14 protein-coding genes are annotated in these 17,995 nt (G+C 64.3%); 7 read left to right on the top strand and 7 right to left on the bottom strand.

Translation table 11 applies throughout. From position 1 onward, the window contains the following. Nucleotides 1–126: 126 nt before the first annotated feature. Together P3T18_RS16500 and P3T18_RS16495 are read right to left on the bottom strand one after the other, a co-directional pair. Nucleotides 127–1,800 (bottom strand): ATP-dependent DNA ligase, encoded by a 1,674-nt coding sequence (locus P3T18_RS16500; protein WP_429300976.1) that lies wholly within the window; start codon nucleotides 1,798–1,800, stop codon nucleotides 127–129. After that, nucleotides 1,797–2,933 carry a ligase-associated DNA damage response exonuclease gene (locus P3T18_RS16495; protein WP_429301121.1) on the bottom strand — a complete coding sequence of 379 codons (1,137 nt, stop codon included), beginning with the start codon at nucleotides 2,931–2,933 and terminating at the stop codon, nucleotides 1,797–1,799. Before P3T18_RS16495 ends, P3T18_RS16500 begins: the two co-directional genes overlap by 4 nt. Nucleotides 2,934–3,189: 256 nt before the next feature. Here P3T18_RS16495 and P3T18_RS16490 point away from each other — a divergent pair, with 256 nt between their 5' ends. From P3T18_RS16490 to P3T18_RS16470, 5 genes are all read left to right on the top strand, one after another. Further along, nucleotides 3,190–4,089, top strand: a complete 900-nt coding sequence (locus tag P3T18_RS16490) for a YihY/virulence factor BrkB family protein (protein WP_429300975.1) — start codon at nucleotides 3,190–3,192, stop codon at nucleotides 4,087–4,089. 152 nt (nucleotides 4,090–4,241) lie between these two features. After that, nucleotides 4,242–5,069: an alpha/beta fold hydrolase gene (locus P3T18_RS16485; RefSeq protein WP_429300974.1), complete on the top strand. Its 828-nt coding sequence runs from the start codon at nucleotides 4,242–4,244 to the stop codon at nucleotides 5,067–5,069. A 13-nt stretch (nucleotides 5,070–5,082) separates the two neighbouring features. After that, nucleotides 5,083–7,413: a PAS domain S-box protein gene (locus P3T18_RS16480; protein WP_429300973.1), complete on the top strand. Its 2,331-nt coding sequence runs from the start codon at nucleotides 5,083–5,085 to the stop codon at nucleotides 7,411–7,413. Continuing rightward, complete coding sequence (gene zapE, locus P3T18_RS16475; protein WP_429300972.1) at nucleotides 7,403–8,455, top strand: cell division protein ZapE; 1,053 nt, start codon at nucleotides 7,403–7,405, stop codon at nucleotides 8,453–8,455. Before P3T18_RS16480 ends, zapE begins: the two co-directional genes overlap by 11 nt. A 139-nt stretch (nucleotides 8,456–8,594) precedes the next feature. After that, a complete protein-coding gene (locus tag P3T18_RS16470; protein ID WP_429300971.1) occupies nucleotides 8,595–9,680 on the top strand; it encodes a hypothetical protein in 1,086 nt (361 codons plus the stop codon). 104 nt (nucleotides 9,681–9,784) lie between these two features. Here P3T18_RS16470 and tkt read toward each other — a convergent pair whose 3' ends face one another. The 3 genes from tkt to P3T18_RS16455 form a co-directional block, all read right to left on the bottom strand. Next, nucleotides 9,785–11,869: a transketolase gene (gene tkt / locus P3T18_RS16465; RefSeq protein WP_429300970.1), complete on the bottom strand. Its 2,085-nt coding sequence runs from the start codon at nucleotides 11,867–11,869 to the stop codon at nucleotides 9,785–9,787. Nucleotides 11,870–12,197: 328 nt separating this feature from the next. After that, nucleotides 12,198–12,686, bottom strand: a complete 489-nt coding sequence (locus tag P3T18_RS16460; protein WP_429301120.1) for a cupin — start codon at nucleotides 12,684–12,686, stop codon at nucleotides 12,198–12,200. 188 nt (nucleotides 12,687–12,874) lie between these two features. Then, nucleotides 12,875–13,192: a hypothetical protein gene (locus P3T18_RS16455; protein ID WP_429301119.1), complete on the bottom strand. Its 318-nt coding sequence runs from the start codon at nucleotides 13,190–13,192 to the stop codon at nucleotides 12,875–12,877. 235 nt (nucleotides 13,193–13,427) lie between these two features. Between P3T18_RS16455 and P3T18_RS16450 the strand changes: the two genes are divergently transcribed. Continuing rightward, nucleotides 13,428–13,664, top strand: coding sequence for a hypothetical protein (locus tag P3T18_RS16450; protein ID WP_429300969.1), 237 nt, complete (start codon nucleotides 13,428–13,430; stop codon nucleotides 13,662–13,664). 63 nt (nucleotides 13,665–13,727) lie between these two features. Here the strand turns inward: P3T18_RS16450 and P3T18_RS16445 are convergent, their stop codons facing one another. Further along, complete coding sequence (locus tag P3T18_RS16445) at nucleotides 13,728–13,973, bottom strand: DUF6723 family protein (RefSeq protein WP_429300968.1); 246 nt, start codon at nucleotides 13,971–13,973, stop codon at nucleotides 13,728–13,730. A gap of 244 nt (nucleotides 13,974–14,217) precedes the next feature. On the opposite strand from P3T18_RS16445, the gene P3T18_RS16440 reads away from it, so the two are divergent. Then, entirely contained in the window at nucleotides 14,218–16,593 is a 2,376-nt protein-coding gene (locus P3T18_RS16440) for an FdhF/YdeP family oxidoreductase (protein ID WP_429301118.1), read from the top strand. A gap of 43 nt (nucleotides 16,594–16,636) precedes the next feature. Here P3T18_RS16440 and P3T18_RS16435 read toward each other — a convergent pair whose 3' ends face one another. Beyond that, a complete protein-coding gene (locus P3T18_RS16435; protein ID WP_429300967.1) occupies nucleotides 16,637–17,767 on the bottom strand; it encodes a porin in 1,131 nt (376 codons plus the stop codon). Between the last annotated feature and the right edge of the window lie 228 nt (nucleotides 17,768–17,995).

The raw sequence follows: 17,995 nt of genomic DNA, 5'->3' as shown, positions 1-17,995 counted from the left end.
CACCTGGCGTGCGCGCCGCCCTCGTGGCGTGCACGCGGGACGCGGCGCCGTTTATCTGCCACGAAATAAACCCTGGTATGCCGGATATGACGTAATGATTTTCTTAAAGCGCCACGCGTCTGCGGGTTATCCCGCACGTTCGTCGAGGAAGCCTTTGAGCATTGCGAGGGTGTCGGCCGCTTCAATCGGCTTGTCGGTGCGCCAGCGCAGCATGCGCGGAAAACGCACGGCCACACCCGACTTGTGACGCGGACTCGCCTGAATACCCTCGAAGCCGATCTCGAACACGAGGGTGGGTGTCACGCTGCGAACGGGACCGAACTTTTCGATCGTGGTCTTGCGGACGATCGCATCGACCTGGCGCATCTCTTCGTCGGTGAGGCCGGAATACGCCTTCGCAAACGGCACGAGCGTGCGCACGCCGTTCGCTTCGTCCCAGACGGCAAACGTGAAATCGGTGTACAGGCTCGCGCGCCGGCCGTGACCGCGCTGTGCGTAGAGCAGCACGGCATCCACGGCGTAGGGGTCGATCTTCCACTTCCACCACGTACCGGAGGCCTTGGTGCGACCCACGCCGTACATCGAATCGCGCTCTTTCACCATGAGCCCTTCGACACCGCGCGCGCGGCTCTCCTCGCGCAGCGCCGCGAGCGACTGCCAGTCCGGCGCGCTGACGAGCGGCGACACGCGCAGCAGGTCGGCCGCCAGCGTGCCGTCGAGCGACACCGCCAGTTGCTCCAGCTGCGCGCGCCGGTCGGCGAGCGGCGTCATACGCAGGTCCTTGCCGTTCGCTTCAAGCAGATCGTAGGCGAGCAAGGTCGCGGGTGAATCCGCGAGAATTTTTTTCGTCAGCGTTTTGCGCGCGATGCGCGGTTGCAGCCGCGCGAACGGCAATGGCGCCGGCTCGCCGGGCTCCCACGCCAGAATTTCTCCGTCGATCACGCTGCCGTCCGGCAACGCCTCGCCCAGCGCGGCCACTTCCGGAAAGCGATCGGTGATCAGGTCCTCGCCACGCGACCACAACCACACGCGGCCGCCGCGTTTGACCAGTTGCGCGCGAATGCCGTCCCACTTCCATTCGATCTGCCAGGCCGACGGCTCGCCCAGCGTCGCCGGATCGGCCTGCAAAGGATGGGCGAGAAAGAACGGATACGGCAAACCGAGATCGCTCTCGTGCGGCTGGTTCGGCTGCGCGTCTTCGCCCTGCGCCTCGGGCGCGATCAGACGCAGATAACGCGCGGCGCTCGGCGTCTGACGCGAGTCGGTCCACCCCACCATGCGTTGCGCGATCCGCTTGTGATCGACACCCGCCACTTCCGCGAGCGCACGCACCACCAGTTGCCGCGCCACGCCCACCCGGAAACCGCCGCCGATCAGCTTGGTCAGCAGAAAGCGCCCGCTCCAGTCGAGTTCGTCCCAGTAGCCGAGGAGACGTTCGCGCAATGCCTCGGGCGCGACGCCTCGCAAGGTCAGCACGCGTTGCTCGATCCACTGTGTGAGACCGAGTTCCGAGTCGCGCTGCGCAGGCGGCAGAATGTGTGCGATGGTCTCGGCCAGATCGCCGACGGCGTGATACGACTCTTCGAACAACCACTCCGGCAGGCCGGCGCGCTCGCGGGCGATTTCGCTGAGCAGCCGCGTCGGGACCGACTGGCGCGGCTTGCCGCCCGCCAGAAAATACGATGCCCACGCCGCGTCTTCCGGCTCGGCCGCCGAGAAATAGCTCGTCAGCGCGGCGAGTTTGTCGTGCGTGGACGTGGTCGCGTCGAGCGCGGTGTAGAGGGCGGCGAAACGTTTCATAGACGGCCCGGCGCTTCTTCGTCCGCCGCGCTGCGCTCGTCTTGCGCGAGGCGCTCCTGCGCGGCCTGGGTTGCCTCGGTTGCCTCGGTTGCGTCTTTATCCGCCACGGCGGATTCGTCCGCGCCGGCGGCATCCGCCTCGACGGTGTCATCGCCATATTGCGTCTCGAATGCGCCGGCTTGCAGCCCTTGCTCGCGCAACCAGCGCACCATCGGTTCGACCGAACCATGAGTCACGATGACACGCGTGGCTCCCGTCGACTGGATCGCCGTTTGCAGGCTGGGCCAGTCCGCGTGATCCGACAGCACAAAGCCGCGATCGACGCCGCGCCTGCGTCGTGCGCCACGCAGACGCATCCAGCCCGACGCGAAGGCATCGCTGTAGTCGCCGAAACGCTTGAGCCAGGCGCTGCCCTGCGCGGACGGCGGCGCGACGATCAACGCCTCCCTGAACACGGCCTTGTCCTTCACGGGGATTTCGCTGACCGGCCGCACCGCCGGCAACGGCACGCCCGCCTCGCGATACGCGCGATTGAGCGGCTCGACCGCGCCGTGGCAGAAGATCGGACCGATGCCCGCGTCGACGCTCGCCAGCACGCGCTGCGCCTTGCCGAACGAATAGCAGAACAGCACCGACGCACGCCCTTCGCTCGCGTTGTGACGCCACCATGAATCGACGCCGTCGAACACCGTTCGCGGCGGGTCCCAGCGATAGATCGGCAGTCCGAAGGTCGACTCGGTGATGAACGTGTCGCAGCGTACGGCTTCGAAGGGTGCGCAGGTCGGGTCGTCGTCGAGCTTGTAGTCGCCCGAGGCGACCCACACCCGGCCCGCGTGCTCGATCCTGACCTGTGCCGAACCGAGCACGTGCCCGGCGGGATGCAAGGAAACCACCGTCTCGCCGATTGCGAGCCGCTCGCCGTAGCGCAGCGTTTGCAGCGAAATGCCGGGTAGGCGCGACAGCAGCACGTTCGCTCCCGCCTCGGACGCCAGATAATGCCGATGACCGAAGCGCGCGTGGTCGGAATGCGCGTGGGTAATCACGGCCCGGTCGACCGGCCGCCACGGGTCGATGTAGAAGTCGCCCGGCGGGCAATACAGGCCTTCGGGCCGTGCAACGACGAGGTCGGCCATCTCGGAGTCGAAGTTCAAGGCTGGCGCTTTCCGCTGGACGGATGAGTGGGCTTGCGAGTGGATTTGCCGACGCGTCGGCGTGGTTTATAGAAATGTGCAAAGCAAACCGCATTCCCGTCTGGCTGCTGAGCCAAACGCACGGAATTGACGCACCTCATTTGTGACCTTGGCTGCTTTCTTGCTACACCCAAAGCGTACGCGCTGACGATCGGGGCCGCATTCCCTCGCGACCCATGAAAGCGCCGTGAGATCCGCCATGGAAACCATTCTCGACGCTCACATGCTGAACGTAGCACGGCATCCGGGCACATTTTTCCTGCAAACGCTGAAGGCTTTTCGCGCCAATCAGGGTCTGCTGCTGGCCGGCGCGGTGGCGTATTACGCCTTGCTCTCGATCGTGCCATTGATGATCCTCATCGTGATCGTGCTGTCGCGGCTGGTGCCGCAGCACGTCTTGCTCGGCGCGCTCGGGCATCTGCTGCAGTGGCTGGTGCCGGGCCAGTCCACCGCGCTGGTCCACGAACTCGCCAACTTTCTGGCGCATCGCGCCGTGATCGGCTGGGTGTTGCTCTTGACGATGATCTTCTTCAGTTCGCTGGCCTTCACGGTGCTGGAAAATGCGATGTCCCTGATCTTCGTGCATCGGGTGGTGGTGCGGCGGCGCCATTTTCTGCTGTCGGCGCTGCTGCCGTATTGCTACATCCTGTTTCTCGGCGTGGGCATTCTGATCGTCACCTTCGTATCGAGCGGGCTCGAAGCGGTCGGCGCCGAGGGCGTGGACCTGTTCGGCCTGCACGTCTCGTTGCAGGGACTCTCGCGCGTCGTGCTGTATCTGCTCGGCCTCGCCGGCGAAATTTTCGTGCTCACGTCGATCTATATGGTCATGCCGGTCGGCCGGCCGTCGCTCAAACTGGCGCTGCTCGGCGGCGTGGTGGCCGCAGTGTTGTGGGAAATCACGCGGCACGTGCTGGTCTGGTATTTCGCCACCCTCTCGCAAGTCAGCGTGGTCTACGGCTCGCTGACCATGGCGATCGTCATCCTGTTCAGTCTGGAATGGCTCGCCACCTTGCTGCTGTTCGGCGCGCAGGTCATCTCCCAGTACGAGCAATTCGGTCTCAAGGATCAGCAAGCCGTTCAGCCGATCAGAACCGGCTGAACGCGCCGTTTTTTTCTTCATGCACGGCGCGTTGCCGGATTCCTGGGGCTCCGTGGCACCACGCCACGCCTCGGGGCCAGACTGCGGTAACATTCAGCAGATGCCGGGCGCGGCGCATCCCGCCTCGCCTCCGGCACGCTTCTGGATATCCGATGAGCATCGCGCAGCGCAACAACATACGTATGACGGGCAGCGGCACGCGCGCCGCCAAACGCACCATGGTGATGGCGCACGGCTTCGGCTGCGATCAGACCATGTGGCGCTACCTGACACCGGCGTTCGAACACGACTACCGCATCGTCACGTTCGACCTGGTCGGCAGCGGTTCTTCGGATCTGTCCGCGTACGATGCCGGCAAGTACAACTCGCTCGAAGGTTACGCGGCCGACCTGATCGAGATCGTCAACGAAGTGACCGACGCTGACGCACGCGAACCGGTGGTGTTCGTCGGCCATTCGGTTAGCGCAATGATCGGCCTGATTGCCGGCGTGCGGTCGCCCGGCCTTTTTGCCGCGCAGATCATGGTGGGACCGTCGCCCTGCTACGTGAACGACGGCGACTACATCGGCGGCTTTTCCCGCGCCGATATCGAAGACCTGCTGAGCACGCTCGAAGGCAACTATCTCGGCTGGTCGAGCACCATGGCGCCGGTCATCATGGGCGCGCCGGATCAGCCCGAACTCGGCGTCGAACTGACCAACAGCTTCTGCCGCACCAATCCCGAGATCGCCCAGCATTTCGCACGCGTCACGTTTTTGTCCGACCACCGCGACCTGCTGCCGCGCGCCACCGCGCCCACGCTGATCCTGCAAAGCAGCGACGACATCATCGCGCCGTGCTCGGTGGGCGAGTACATGCACCGTATGATGCCGGCGAGCACCCTGAACGTTATCGAGAACACCGGCCACTGTCCGCATCTGAGTTCGCCCGCCGCGAGCGCCGCAGCCATCTCGGCTTTTCTCGGCACATTGAGTCTGTAACGCGATGCACAGCATGGACACGCCCATACCGTCTTCCGATGCCTTGTTCGAGCACGCCGCGTGCGGCCTGCTCGTCGCTCGCGACGACGGTTTGATCCAGCGCGTCAACGCCACCTTGTGCGGCTGGCTCGGCTACGCGCCCGGCGAACTGGCCGGCGTGCGGCAGTTGCAGTCGCTGCTCACGGCGGGCGGCAAGGTGTTCTATCAGACGCACTGGGCGCCGTTGCTGCAGATGCAGGGTTCGGTGGCCGAGATCAAGCTGAACATGGTGCACCAGGACGGTCATATGGTGCCGATGCTGCTCAACGCCGTGATGCGGCGTCACGGTGACGCGAGCTACCTGGAAGTGGCCGTGCTGATCGTGGCCGACCGCCATAAGTACGAACAGGAACTGCTGCTCGCGCGGCGCAACGCCGAGGCGTCCGTCGCGGCGCACCGGTTGGCGCAGAAAGAACTGCAGGAAAGCCGCGACATGCTCGGTCTCGCCATGCGCGGCGCGCGCATGGGCGCGTGGTCGCACGATCCGCGAACCGGGCAATTCGAATGGGGCCGCGAACTGGAAGCGCTCGCAGGTTACGCCGAAGGACACTTCGCCAGCGCGCCCGGCGGCTTCTTCGCGCTGATCCATCCGGCGGACCTGACGGCACTGAACGAAGCCGTCGATCACGCGGTGGAAACCGGCGACGACTACGTTGCCGAGTTCCGCTTCCTGCACGCGAGCGGCGACTGGTGCTGGATGGAAGGCCGTGGCCGCGCCACGTACGATCGCAACGGCGAGCCGACCATGATCTTCGGCCTCGGCATCGACATCACCGAGCGCAAGGAAGCGCAAACCGCCTTGCGGCGTCAGGCGGCGATTTTTGAACATCTGAACGACGCGATCGTCATCACGGATCTGCGCGGCAACATCACCGACTTCAACGTCGGCGGCGAGCGCATGCTCGGTTATCGCACGCGTGAAATTCTCGGCCGGCCGATCTCGATGTTCCATCCGCCCGAAGACGCCTTGCGGGTGCGCCGCGAAGCACTCTCCGCCCTCGCCGCCGAAGGCACCTGGCGCGGCGAATTGACCTTCGTGCGGCGCGACGGCTCACGCGGCGTCTGCGAAACGGTGGTCAAGCCGCTCGCCAACGCGCGCGGCGATATTTACGGCGCGGTGAGCGTGAGCCGCGACATCACGCGACGCAGACGCGCCGAGCAGCAGTTGCAGCGTCTGAATCTCGAACTCTCCAAAGCCGACCGGCGCAAGGACGAGTTTCTCGCCACGCTTGCGCACGAGTTGCGCAACCCGCTCGCGCCGATGCGCAACGTACTCGAAATACTGCGCCTGAAGGAATTCGCCGATCCGCAGCTGAACTGGTCGCGCGACGTGTTCGACCGTCAGTTGCAACACATGACGCATCTGGTCGACGATCTGCTGGAGGTGTCGCGCATCACGCAAGGCAAGCTCGAATTGCGCAAGCAGCGGCTGGAACTGGCGCGCGCGATGCAATCGGCCATGGAGTCGGCGCGGCCGACCGTTCAGGCGTCGTCGCATCATCTGAGCGTGACCTTGCCGCGCGAGGCGCTCTATCTCGACGCCGATCCCACGCGCTTGTCGCAGATGATCCTGAACCTGCTGAACAACGCGGCCAAATACACGCCGCCCGGCGGCGACATCGCGCTCACGGCGGAACGCGAAGGCAACGAGGCGGTGATCTCCGTGCGCGATTCGGGCATCGGCATTCCGCGCGAACACCTGGCGAGCGTATTCGAAATGTTCTCGCAACTCGCGCCGGCGCTCGAACGCTCGCAAGGCGGACTCGGCATCGGGCTCGCGCTGGTGCGCGGCCTCGCCGAACTGCACGGCGGCAGCGTGGCCGCATTCAGCGCCGGACCCGGCAGCGGCAGCGAATTCGTCATTCGTCTGCCGCTCGCGCAATCGGCGCTCGTGCCGGAAGACGACGCGCTGCCCGACGCGCCGCACACAGCCGGACTTCGAGTGGTCGTGGTGGACGACAACGCCGACGCCGCCGAAAGTCTCGCGATGGTGCTGGAACTCGAAGGCCACCAGTTGCGCACCGCCGGCGACGGTATCGCCGGACTCGAACTGATCCGCGAGTTCGCGCCGCATGTCGTGATTCTCGACATCGGCCTGCCGCTGCTGAACGGCTACGAAGTGGCCCGCCAGATTCGCAGCGACGACAACAACGCCGGCATTCTGCTGATTGCCGTGACCGGCTGGGGACAGCAGCAGGACAAACAGAGCGCCGAATCGGCCGGCTTCGATCACCACTTCACCAAACCGGTCGACCCGCGCGAATTGCAGCGCGTGTTGAACCGCGCCAATGTTCATGCCCGATGAAGCACGCGTAGTCGAACACCTGGCCGCGCGCGGCATCGCGCCCGACGCCAGCCAGCAACAGGCCATCGCGGCGCTCGTCGCCCTGCTTGCGGGCCGTGACGACAAACAGGCCGCGCCGCGTCAGGGCGTGTATTGTCACGGCCTGCCTGGTCGCGGCAAAAGCCTGGTGGTGGATACCGTATTCGAACTCGCAACCTGCTCGAAACGGCGCCTGCACTTTCATGAATTCCTGCGCGAGATCAATCGGCGGCTCGTCAACGAACCGCGCGGCGACGACCGTCTCGGCTCGGTGTCGAAGCAATGGCTGGACGGCGTCACGCTGCTCTGCTTCGACGAATTCCACGTGCACGACATTGCCGACGCCTTCCTGATGGGCCGCTTTCTCGACACGGCGCTCGAACTCGGCGTGCGTATCGTGCTGACATCCAACTACGCACCCGACGCCCTGCTCTCCGATCCGGAATTCCACGAGCGTTTCTTGCCCACCATCGAACAGATCAAGCGCGCGTTCACCGTGATCCATTTCGACGGCGCGCGCGATTACCGTTTCGGCGGTGAAGACGCCGAACTGCCGCATTTCTTCGCGCCGCTCGACGTGGCGGCCGAGGCGCTCAAGGCAATCTTCGAACGCTACGAGGGCAGCGAGAGCCTGCAGCCCGTCACGCTCACGGCTGCGGGCCGTCCGCTTGCCGCGCGCGCGGCGGGCGCGGCCCTGATGTGGGCGGATTTCGACACGCTGTGCGTGGCCAGTCGCTCGCATCACGACTACCTCGATCTGGCGCACGCGTGGCACGGCCTGATTCTCGACAATCTGCACACCGCGTGGCTCGCGACGTCGCACACCTTGCAGCGCTTCATCTGGCTCGTCGATATTTTTTACGATCGCAAGCGTGCGCTCTTCATCGGCTCGGACGCGCCGATCGAAGCCGCGCTCAACGGCCTGGAAGGCGCGCACGATCTGTCGAGAACCTTGAGCCGGCTGGCGGAAATGCAGTCGCGCGCCTATCGCAATACGCTCGACGGCAGCCTGAACGTAGCCTGAACCTGGTCTGAACGCAGCGGACAAACCGGCCGCAACGGCAAGGTAAGCGAGGTCGGCTGGCGGGCACCGGGTATGCCCCCTGCTACTCCGAAGCGGGCCCATTCTTCAGACGGATTGCTGCTGTCCGCTCCTTCTTGCCATGATCAGAACTGCTTCAGTTGCCGCAGCGCTTTGCGCGGCGTGCCTTACCTCGGCCTGCGTGCATATCGGACCGAGCCGCCTCAAGGCCGACCAGGTCGACTACGCCCGCGCCCTCGGCGACGCGAAAAAACGTGAAATTCTTGCCGCCGTGGTGGGACTTCGTTACGGCGACGCCCCCGCCTTTCTGACTGTCAGCAATATCATCGCCGCCTATTCCTTCGACGCGAGCGGCGGCGCCACGGCCAATGCCGGCTCGGGCAGCCAGCCGAGCTATGCGCTCGCCACCGGCAGCGTGTCCTATTCGAATCACCCGACCTTCACCTTCACGCCCACCACCGGCGACGCCTTCGCTTCGGCTTATATCCGTCCGCTCGCGCCGTCGCTCGTCTTGCCGCTTGCCGAAGGCGGCATTCCCATCGACCTGTTGCTGCGGATCACCGCGCAATCGGTGGGCGGACTGCAGAACGGCAATGCGCTCGGCGGCGAAAACAGCGCGGGCGCGCCGGGCTTTTTCGAACTGCTGCAGGCGTTGCGCCGTCTGCAACTCGCGGGCGAACTCAATGTGGAGTCGCGCCAGGCCGACAAGAAAACCGGCGTGATGGGCGTCTATCTGGTGATGGGCGCGACCACCAGCGGCGACTCGCCGCAAACCGCCGCCGACCTCGCGAGCGTGCGCAAACTGCTGCGCCTGTCGAACAGCACGCGGACTTACGAAATCGTCTACGGGCCGTCGTCGCCGTCGAAAAAAGGCGACAAGATTCCGATGGTGACGCGCTCGGTGCTCGGCATCCTGACCGACCTCGGCGCGCAGGTGCAAGTGCCGGTCGAGCGTATCGACGACGGCTCGACCAAACCGACGGTCGGCCTGATCGGCGGCGAGACGCGGCCCACGATCATCGTGCATTCGGGCAAGCAGCCGCCCAAGCAGGCTTATGTGATGGTCGCCTACGGACCGTCGGTGTACTGGGTGGACCGCAACGACTTCGACTCGAAATATGCGTTCACGGTGGTGCAGAATCTGATGGCGCTGGCCGAAGCCGATACGAGCAGCAAGGCACCGGTCGTGACGATTCCGGCCAACTGATCCGGCTGATTATCGAGTCTCGCGATTACGCATTGCGCGTCACGCGTTGAATAGAAAACAGCCGGCGTCTGAAAGACCGCCGGCTGTTTTCGTATTGCGCCCGACTACTCCCTGGTGGTCTTCGTCTTGGCCCGCTCGATCTGCTGTTTCGCCGCTTCGTACACGTGCTCGGGCGTGAAGCCGAATTTCTTCTTCAGATCGGACAGCGGCGCGGACGCGCCGAAGGTATGCATGACGATCTGTGCGCCGAGCCGTCCCACATAACGGTCCCAGCCGAGCGAAGCGGCCTGCTCGACCGCCACGCGTGCATCGATGTCGTTGGGCAATACAGATTCCTGATATGCCTCGTCCTGACGCTCGAACAGATCCCACGACGGCATCGAGATCACGCGCGCCGCGATGCCTTCGCCCTTGAGCTTTTCATACACCTCGACGCAAACCGCCACCTCGCTGCCCGTGGCCATCAGCAGCACTTGCGGCTTCTGACCGTCGGGCGCGTCGGCCAGGACATAGGCGCCTTTGCGCACACCTTCGGCCGCGCCGTAGCGCGTGCGGTCGAAAGTGGGCAGCGCCTGCCGCGACACCACGATGCACGACGGACGCAGCGGCTGCGTCATCGCCACACGCCACGCCTCGCCTACTTCGTTGGCATCGGCGGGACGCAGCACGGTGAGGCCGGGCACGCCACGCAGCGAAGCCAGCTGTTCGATCGGTTGATGGGTCGGGCCGTCTTCGCCGACGCCGATTGAGTCGTGCGTGAAGACGAAAATTGCCGGCACCTCCATGATCGCGGAGAGGCGGATCGGCGGCTTCATGTAGTCGCTGAAAATCAGGAACGTGGAGCCGTAGGCGCGTAAATTCGACAGCACCAGACCGTTCACCGCCGCGCCCATGCCGTGTTCGCGAATGCCGAAATGCAGGTTGCGGCCGCCGTAGTTGTCGTGCTCGAAACTGCCCGCACCCTCGAATTTCAGATCGGTCTTGGTGGACGGCGACAGATCCGCCGCGCCGCCGATCATCCACGGCACCCGTGCGGCAATCGCGTTGAGCACCTTGCCCGACGATTCGCGCGTTGCGACGCCCTTCGCGTCGGCCGGGAAAGTCGGGATGTCTTTGTCCCAGCCCTCGGGTAATTCGTGCGCCTCGATCTGGGCGAATTCGCGCGCGAGGTCCGGATACTTTTTCGAGTACGTGTCGAGTTTTGACTGCCAGTCGGCGCGCGCCGATTTGCCGCGCGCCCCGACGCCTTGCGCAAAACGTTCGCGCACGCCGTCCGGCACGTAGAAGAATTTGTCTTCTGGCCAGCCGTAGAATTTTTTCGTCAGCGCCACTTCTTCCACGCCGAGTGCTTCGCCGTGCGCGGCGGACGTGTCCTGCTTGTGCGGCGAACCGTAGCCGATGATGCTGTTGACCACGATCAGCGTAGGCCGGTCGGTGATGCTCTTCGCTTCGACGAAGGCCGCTTCGAGTTCTTCAGCGTTATTGGCGTCCTTGACGTGCAGCGTGTGCCAGTTGTAGCCGCGAAAACGGCTCTCCACTTCGTCGCTGTAGGCAAGATCGGTATGGCCTTCGATGGTGACGCGATTGCTGTCGTAAATCCAGATCAGGTTCGACAGTTTCAGATGCCCGGCGAGCGACGCCGCTTCGTGCGAAATGCCTTCCATCATGCAGCCGTCGCCGCACAGCGCGTAGACGCGATAGTCGAACAGCGGTGCGTCGGTCTTGTTGAAGTGAGTTTCGTACCAGCGCGCCGCCATCGCCATGCCGACGCTATTGCCGAGCCCCTGGCCGAGCGGCCCGGTGGTGGTCTCCACGCCGGTCGTCATGCGGTATTCGGGGTGACCCGGCGTCTTGCTGTCGATCTGACGGAAATGCTCGATATCGTCGAGCGAGACGGCGGGCGAGCCGGTCGGCTTGCCGTCATGGTCGACGGCCTTCACGCCCGCGAGATGCAGCACCGAGTACAGCAACATCGAAGCGTGTCCCACCGACAGCACGAAGCGGTCGCGATTCGGCCACAGCGGCTCGTCCGGGTCGTAGCGCAGATGGTTCTGCCACAGGTGATACGCCACCGGCGCGAGCGCCATCGGCGTGCCGGGGTGGCCGGAATTGGCTTTCTGCACGGCGTCCATCGATAGCGTGCGAATGGTGTTGATGCAGAGCTGATCGAGGGCGGGATCGTTTTGCATGAAGACACTCCTTTGATTCGGCGGTTGAAGACATCGCAGGGCGCGGTGAAAAACGCACCCTGCGAACCGTGTTCTGATGGAAGAACGCATGAGCAAACGCAGCCGACCCGACGATGATGCGCCGAAGCGCGCGTTTGTGCACTGGGCGTTACATTGCGCGGACCTTGCACTTCCGGGCTCGTCGCAGCTAACTTTCGGGCAGCTTGCGGCGATGGGTGGAAGCGGGCCGATCAGGCCTTACTGTGGGTCTGATTTGTGACTTGATCGTGGCCAGCTTCAGGCTCGTTCGGTGGCTCGTGCGCCGAACGCTGCGTGCAACAAGCCTACGTCAGACGGCCGTCAACCAGTTTTCGACAACCGGTCCGTGCGCACCGTCGACCGGATCGGTCGCGGGGAACGGCAAGGCCTGCATCGCGGCGAGTTCGTCGGGGGTGAGCGCATCGCGGCGGATGTCCCATTGCTGACCGGCGGGATAGCCGCCCACCACCTTGAAATGCCGCTCGAACGATTGCAGACAATGACCGGTTCCCGCCGGCAGCAGCAGCGCGTCGCCGGCCGACAGGCTGACGACGCGGCCGCCCGGTCCACCCACGATCACCTCGGCCGCGCCCGCGGCGATGCCGAGTACTTCGTGCGCGGTCGAGTGGAAATGGTGATAGTCGAAAATGCCGTCGCGCCATTGCGGCGGCCAGCCATTGTTGTCGAACAGAATCTCGAAGGCCGCGGCGAGGTCGCCGCTGTCCGGCACCAGCGCGTGCCGATAAATCACGACCGGCAAGCGGCTGTTATTCGGCACCCAGTCGTGCGGTGTCAGCATGAACACTTCGTAAGTGGCGTGTTTCGTCGGCAGACCGGGACCGTCCGGGCCGTGGTGAGCAAAGCTTTTTGCGAAGCCTTTCGCGAAGCCATGCTTCGAATCGTTGAACATATCGTGCTCCTGTGCGCCGCGAGTGAACCTTGCGGTTTAACGGCTGTGGCGGCGGTGTTGTCCTGCGAGGGCCGTGTTCAGTCGTGGCCCTTCTGCTGCGACTCGCGTCCCCCGCCTCCCGGCGGCTCGGCATGCGCGCCGGTGCCGAGCGGCACCTCGGCAGTCTGAGCGGGACGCTCGCTGGAGCGTGGCGGATTCGTCTGGACATCCACGCCCGTCTGCTCCACGGGTTCGATACCGAGCGGACTCGGCTCGACGTAATGCGTGCCGCTCGGCTTGTTGCGCGCTCGCACTTCATCGTCGATGGCAACCGTGCGCGGTTCGCTTGCGCTCGCGTTACTGGCGGCCGTTTCGTCATGACTTGCGGGGGCAGCGCTCGCGCTGCCTGAGTGCATCGACTCGTGCGTGGATTGGTTCATCGGTGCGGCGCGGGTGTCGCTTCGATCGTCTTGCATGAGGCTTCTCCTGTGAGGGCCTGGTGAGGCAATTCATAAAGAGCAGCAAAAGCCGGGCCCTCTCCCGACGCAGCGTGCCAAAACACCACCGCAGCCCACTGGGCATGCGGGTTGCGCGCATATCGGATGAGGCCCGGCTGAAGCTCCGAATTCACTTTGTAAAAAGGAGAGCATCATGACGATCACCACCATTCGCGTATCGGATACCGAAGTGCAGGTCGAGCGGACGCTGTACCAGTTCGCCAACACGGGCGACGCCGACGCTTTCCAGCGCTGTCTCGTCGACACGTCGATCGACAGCTGTTACCGCAATCACCCGCCTCTCTCCGCGCGACCCACCGTACCCGACGAACAGCCGGAAGATCCGGCGCGCGGCAGCACGATCTCGCCGTCGCTCGGCGGCATGCCTTGAATATGTCGATGTGGTGAGCGGCGGCTGGGTCATCGATTTTCCGCCCACCCCGCGCGCACTAATTCATTTCTCCGGCGCCGCTCGATCGGCCGCGACGATCTCGCGGCCATAGTCGATCGCGGCGCGGCGCGCTTCGTCGGCGGTGGCGTACGGACCGATTTCCGGCGCGCCGTCGAATGGAAACAGGATCTTGCGATCCCACTTGCGCACGACCTTCAGGCCACCTACATATCGGCCATCGCCGGTTCCGTGATAGCTGGCGAAAATTTCGAAGTCGTCGTCCGCTACATCGGCCTTGTGTCGCGCCATTTGATATCCCTTATCCCTGTGATGACTCAATGCTCGAGCATTGCCTATGCAAGATGCCGAGCAATAGCCGTTCCCACGCGGGCATCCCCGTGCCGCGCGCGTCGGCGGCCACCCGCGGAATCGCCGCGAATGCCTGTGCGCCAACAGGCCTGGTAATTGCGCACAGTGGCGCAAGGCATCGGACCGGACATCGGCTGATGAATACAGCCCAACCGCAGGAGTGCAAATGAGCACCGAATTCGACATGGAGCGCGACGTGCGTAGCGACACGCGCAATGACACGCCCGCCAACACCGCAAGCGAACTCACCGCCCCGCTGAAGGCGTACCGCAATGCCGCCGGTGGCTGGGGGTCCATCAGGGCGGTTGGCGCGATCCTGCATCACGAACACGTCGCGCTGAATGGCAGCCGGATTCTGTCGCAGCAAAACAAGCCTGGCGGCTTTGCATGCGTGAGCTGTTCATGGGCCAAGCCGGCCGATCCGCATCTGTTCGAGTTCTGCGAAAACGGCGCGAAAGCCACCGCGTGGGAAATCACCAGCAAGCGCGCCGAGCCGGAGTTCTTCGACGCTCACACGCTCACCGAACTGCTCGGCTGGAGCGGACTCGAACTCGAATCGACCGGCCGTCTGACTACGCCGATGCGCTGGGACGCCGCCACCGACCGCTATCGTCCCACCGCTTGGGAGCAGGCCTTCAAGGAGATCGCGAAGGAATTGCAGGGCATGTCGCCCAACGAAGCGGTGTTCTATGCGTCGGGGCGCGCGTCGCTGGAAACGTCGTATATGTATGCGCTGCTCGCGCGTCTGTATGGCACCAACAATCTGCCCGACAGTTCGAACATGTGCCACGAAAGCACCTCGGTCGCACTACCGCAGACGCTCGGCGCGCCCGTCGGCACCGTGCAACTCGACGACTTCGAGCACACCGACTGCATGTTCTTCTTCGGCCACAACACCGGCACGAACGCGCCGCGCATGCTGCATCAGTTGCAGGACGCGCGCAAACGCGGCGCGCAGATCATCACCTTCAATCCGTTAAAGGAACCCGGCCACCTGCGTTTCGCGAATCCGCAATCGCCGCGCGACATGCTCACGCCCGCCGACACGCGCATCAGCACGCAATACCATCAGGTGAAGATCGGCGGCGACGCGGCGGCCATCGCGGGGCTATGCAAGCGGCTGATCGAGTGGGACGACGAGGCGCAGGCCAACGGCACGGCGCGCATACTCGACGCCGCGTTCATCGCCGAACACACGCACGGCTTCGAGCAATTCGCTGCGGCCATGCGGGCCATCACGTGGGACGAGATCGAGCTTCACTCGCAACTCAGCCGCGACGCGCTCGAAGCGGCCGCCGCCGAGTATGCGAAAGCCAGGGCAGTCATGGTGTTGTACGGCATGGGCATCACGCAGCACCGCAGCGGCGTGCATAACGTGCAGATGCTGTCGAATCTGCTGCTTCTGCGCGGCAATATCGGCCGGCCGGGCGCGGGTATCTGTCCGATACGCGGACACTCGAACGTGCAGGGACAGCGCACTGTCGGCATCACGGAAAAACCGGAACTCGCGCCGCTCGACAAGCTGAAAGAACTCTATGGTTTCGAGCCGCCGCGCGATAAAGGACTCAACACAGTCGAAGCGTGTCAGGGCGTGCTCGACGGCACGGTCAAAGCCTTCATCGGACTCGGCGGCAATTTTCAGGTGGCGATTCCCGATCATCACGTGATGGACCCGGCCTGGCGCAAGCTGCGTCTGACCGTGCAGATCGCCACGCGACTCAATCGCAGCCATCTGCTGCATGGCGAAGTGGCGTATCTGCTGCCCTGCCTCGGTCGTATCGAGATCGACAGCCAGGCGAGCGGTGAACAATGGGTCAGCGTGGAAGACAGCACCGCCTGCGTGCACGGCTCGCATGGACTCGCGAAGCCGGCCGGCGACATGTTGCTGTCGGAACCGGCCATCGTGGCGGGTCTTGCCAAAGCGTTGCTGCCGCGCAATCCCAACGTGGACTGGGATGCCTGGGTGGCGGACTACGGCGCGATCCGCACGGCGATTGAGCGCACCTATCCCGACCAGTTTCGCGACTTCGACACGCGCATGCGGCAACCCGGCGGTTTTCATCGACCGGTACCGGCATGCCGGCGCGAGTGGAAAACCGACAGCGGCAAGGCCAATTTCATCGTGCCCGACACGCTCGACGAAGACGCCGATATGCCGGCGCACGGCGCCGACGTGCTGCGCCTGATGACCACGCGCGGCGACAGCCAGTTCAACACCACGGTGTACGGTCTCGACGACCGCTTCCGCGGCGTGCACGGCACGCGCAACGTCCTGCTGATGAACGCGGGCGATCTCGAACGGCTAGGTTTCGCGGAAGGCGACGCCGTCTGCATCTCAACCGTCGCGCACGACGGCGTGCTGCGCGAACTGGACGGCATGCGCGTCCACGCCTACGACATTCCGCACGGCTGCATGATGGGCTATTACCCGGAATGCAATGCGCTGATCCCGCTCGCGCATCACGCCAAGGCGAGTTTCGTACCGGCGTCGAAATCGATTCCGGTACGTTTGCGCAAGTCGGTCAGGGCTGATACGGCGGTCGAGAAAACCGCCGCCTGACACCCCGCGCAAACGTCCGGATCAGACCGGCATCAGACCCGCATCAGAACTGATGCAGCATGCCGAAATACGCGCCGGTTTGCGATTCGCCGGCCAGCGGACTCGTGTTGCTGGTCGCATCGCGCGGCGACGCTTCCAGCGAGAAGTTCGCGTTGCCGCTGTTGCGCACGTAGCCGACCGTGCCGTACAGGAAGGTACGTTTGGACAGGTTGTACGTTGTGCCGAGCACGTACATGGTGGCGTGGCCGGCCGGATCGTGGGCGGCATCGCCGCCGCCGTCGCCGACCTTGATGTAGTAGCCGCCCGCCGTCACCGCCCAGCGCGGCAGGAAGTTGTAGGTTGCGCCGAGCCAGTAGTGATCGGCCGAGTCGGCGACGCCCACGGGCGAATCCGGCGCGGCGTAATGCGTGTAGGCACCCTGGATTTTCACGTCGTCGAAATGCACGTTGGCGCCGAGGAAATACTCGCGCGAACTCTGGAAGATGTTGCTCAGGCGTCCGTTGCTGTCGCGCAGTTCGTCGTAGATGCCGCGCACGTCGAAGAGCGTCGAATGGTACGTCAGCATGATGCCGTCGGAGCGGCCGTATTCGCCGTTCGCGCCGCTGTTGAATGCGCCGGGCTGATTGCCGAACGCATACTGGCCCTGGACGTCGAAGCCCCACAAGGTCGGGCTGTGATATTCGATGTTATTGCTGGTCTGCTGCCAGTTGCGGCCACGCACGAGCGAAGCCGACGAGAACGCCTGCTGCACGAAGGGATCGAATTCCCATACGCCGTCGCTGTCGATGAACAGATTGCGGCCGGCCTGCAAGGTACCCCACTGATCGCTCTTGAGTCCGGCAAACGCGCGCCGCGACCAGAGCCGGCCGCCGCTCGTGGTGCCGTTCATGATCTGCAGACCGGTTTCGAGGTTGAAAATCGCCTTGAGTCCGCCGCCGAGATCCTCATTGCCTTTCAGGCCGAGCATGCTGGTGCCCCAGTCCCCGCCTTCCGCGCTCCAGCGGCCGGACGTGCCGCCCGCCCCGTTATTGATGTGATCGAGGTATTCGATACCGGCATCGAGACGGCCGTACAGCGACACGCTGGTCTGGCCGTACGCGATCGAACTGGTGAGCGGGCTCGCTAACGGACTTGCAATGGTCAGCGCTGCAATCAGTTTGGTAGGTAGTCTCATTGTTCTTTTGCCGTGAATATTCTTATGCTGCGGTCATGGGCCGGGCCTGAAGCGCGACGCAAAGCAACGCGCGCAAGCGGACACGAGCAGCCGCAGCGTGTCGAACTATAGGGGATCGCGGCGGCCTCACCTATCCATTCGGCGCAATAACCTTTTGCTTACTGTGTACTCGACATCGAATCGAGCGGATGAAACGACGCTTCACCTGAAGCGGCACTGGAGGAGAAC

It is taken from the genome of Paraburkholderia sp. GAS199, from assembly GCF_050436585.1.
GTDB lineage: Bacteria > Pseudomonadota > Gammaproteobacteria > Burkholderiales > Burkholderiaceae > Paraburkholderia.
This window is presented reverse-complemented; position numbering and strand designations above follow the sequence as displayed.

Coding starts and splice junctions, on each gene's coding strand:
- P3T18_RS16500 (WP_429300976.1), bottom strand. CDS start 1,800: ATGAAACGTTTCGCCGCCCTCTACACCGCGCTCGACGCGACCACGTCC.
- P3T18_RS16495 (WP_429301121.1), bottom strand. CDS start 2,933: ATGGCCGACCTCGTCGTTGCACGGCCCGAAGGCCTGTATTGCCCGCCG.
- P3T18_RS16490 (WP_429300975.1), top strand. CDS start 3,190: ATGGAAACCATTCTCGACGCTCACATGCTGAACGTAGCACGGCATCCG.
- P3T18_RS16485 (WP_429300974.1), top strand. CDS start 4,242: ATGAGCATCGCGCAGCGCAACAACATACGTATGACGGGCAGCGGCACG.
- P3T18_RS16480 (WP_429300973.1), top strand. CDS start 5,083: ATGGACACGCCCATACCGTCTTCCGATGCCTTGTTCGAGCACGCCGCG.
- zapE (WP_429300972.1), top strand. CDS start 7,403: ATGCCCGATGAAGCACGCGTAGTCGAACACCTGGCCGCGCGCGGCATC.
- P3T18_RS16470 (WP_429300971.1), top strand. CDS start 8,595: ATGATCAGAACTGCTTCAGTTGCCGCAGCGCTTTGCGCGGCGTGCCTT.
- tkt (WP_429300970.1), bottom strand. CDS start 11,869: ATGCAAAACGATCCCGCCCTCGATCAGCTCTGCATCAACACCATTCGC.
- P3T18_RS16460 (WP_429301120.1), bottom strand. CDS start 12,686: ATGCTGACACCGCACGACTGGGTGCCGAATAACAGCCGCTTGCCGGTC.
- P3T18_RS16455 (WP_429301119.1), bottom strand. CDS start 13,192: ATGCACTCAGGCAGCGCGAGCGCTGCCCCCGCAAGTCATGACGAAACG.
- P3T18_RS16450 (WP_429300969.1), top strand. CDS start 13,428: ATGACGATCACCACCATTCGCGTATCGGATACCGAAGTGCAGGTCGAG.
- P3T18_RS16445 (WP_429300968.1), bottom strand. CDS start 13,973: ATGGCGCGACACAAGGCCGATGTAGCGGACGACGACTTCGAAATTTTC.
- P3T18_RS16440 (WP_429301118.1), top strand. CDS start 14,218: ATGGAGCGCGACGTGCGTAGCGACACGCGCAATGACACGCCCGCCAAC.
- P3T18_RS16435 (WP_429300967.1), bottom strand. CDS start 17,767: ATGAGACTACCTACCAAACTGATTGCAGCGCTGACCATTGCAAGTCCG.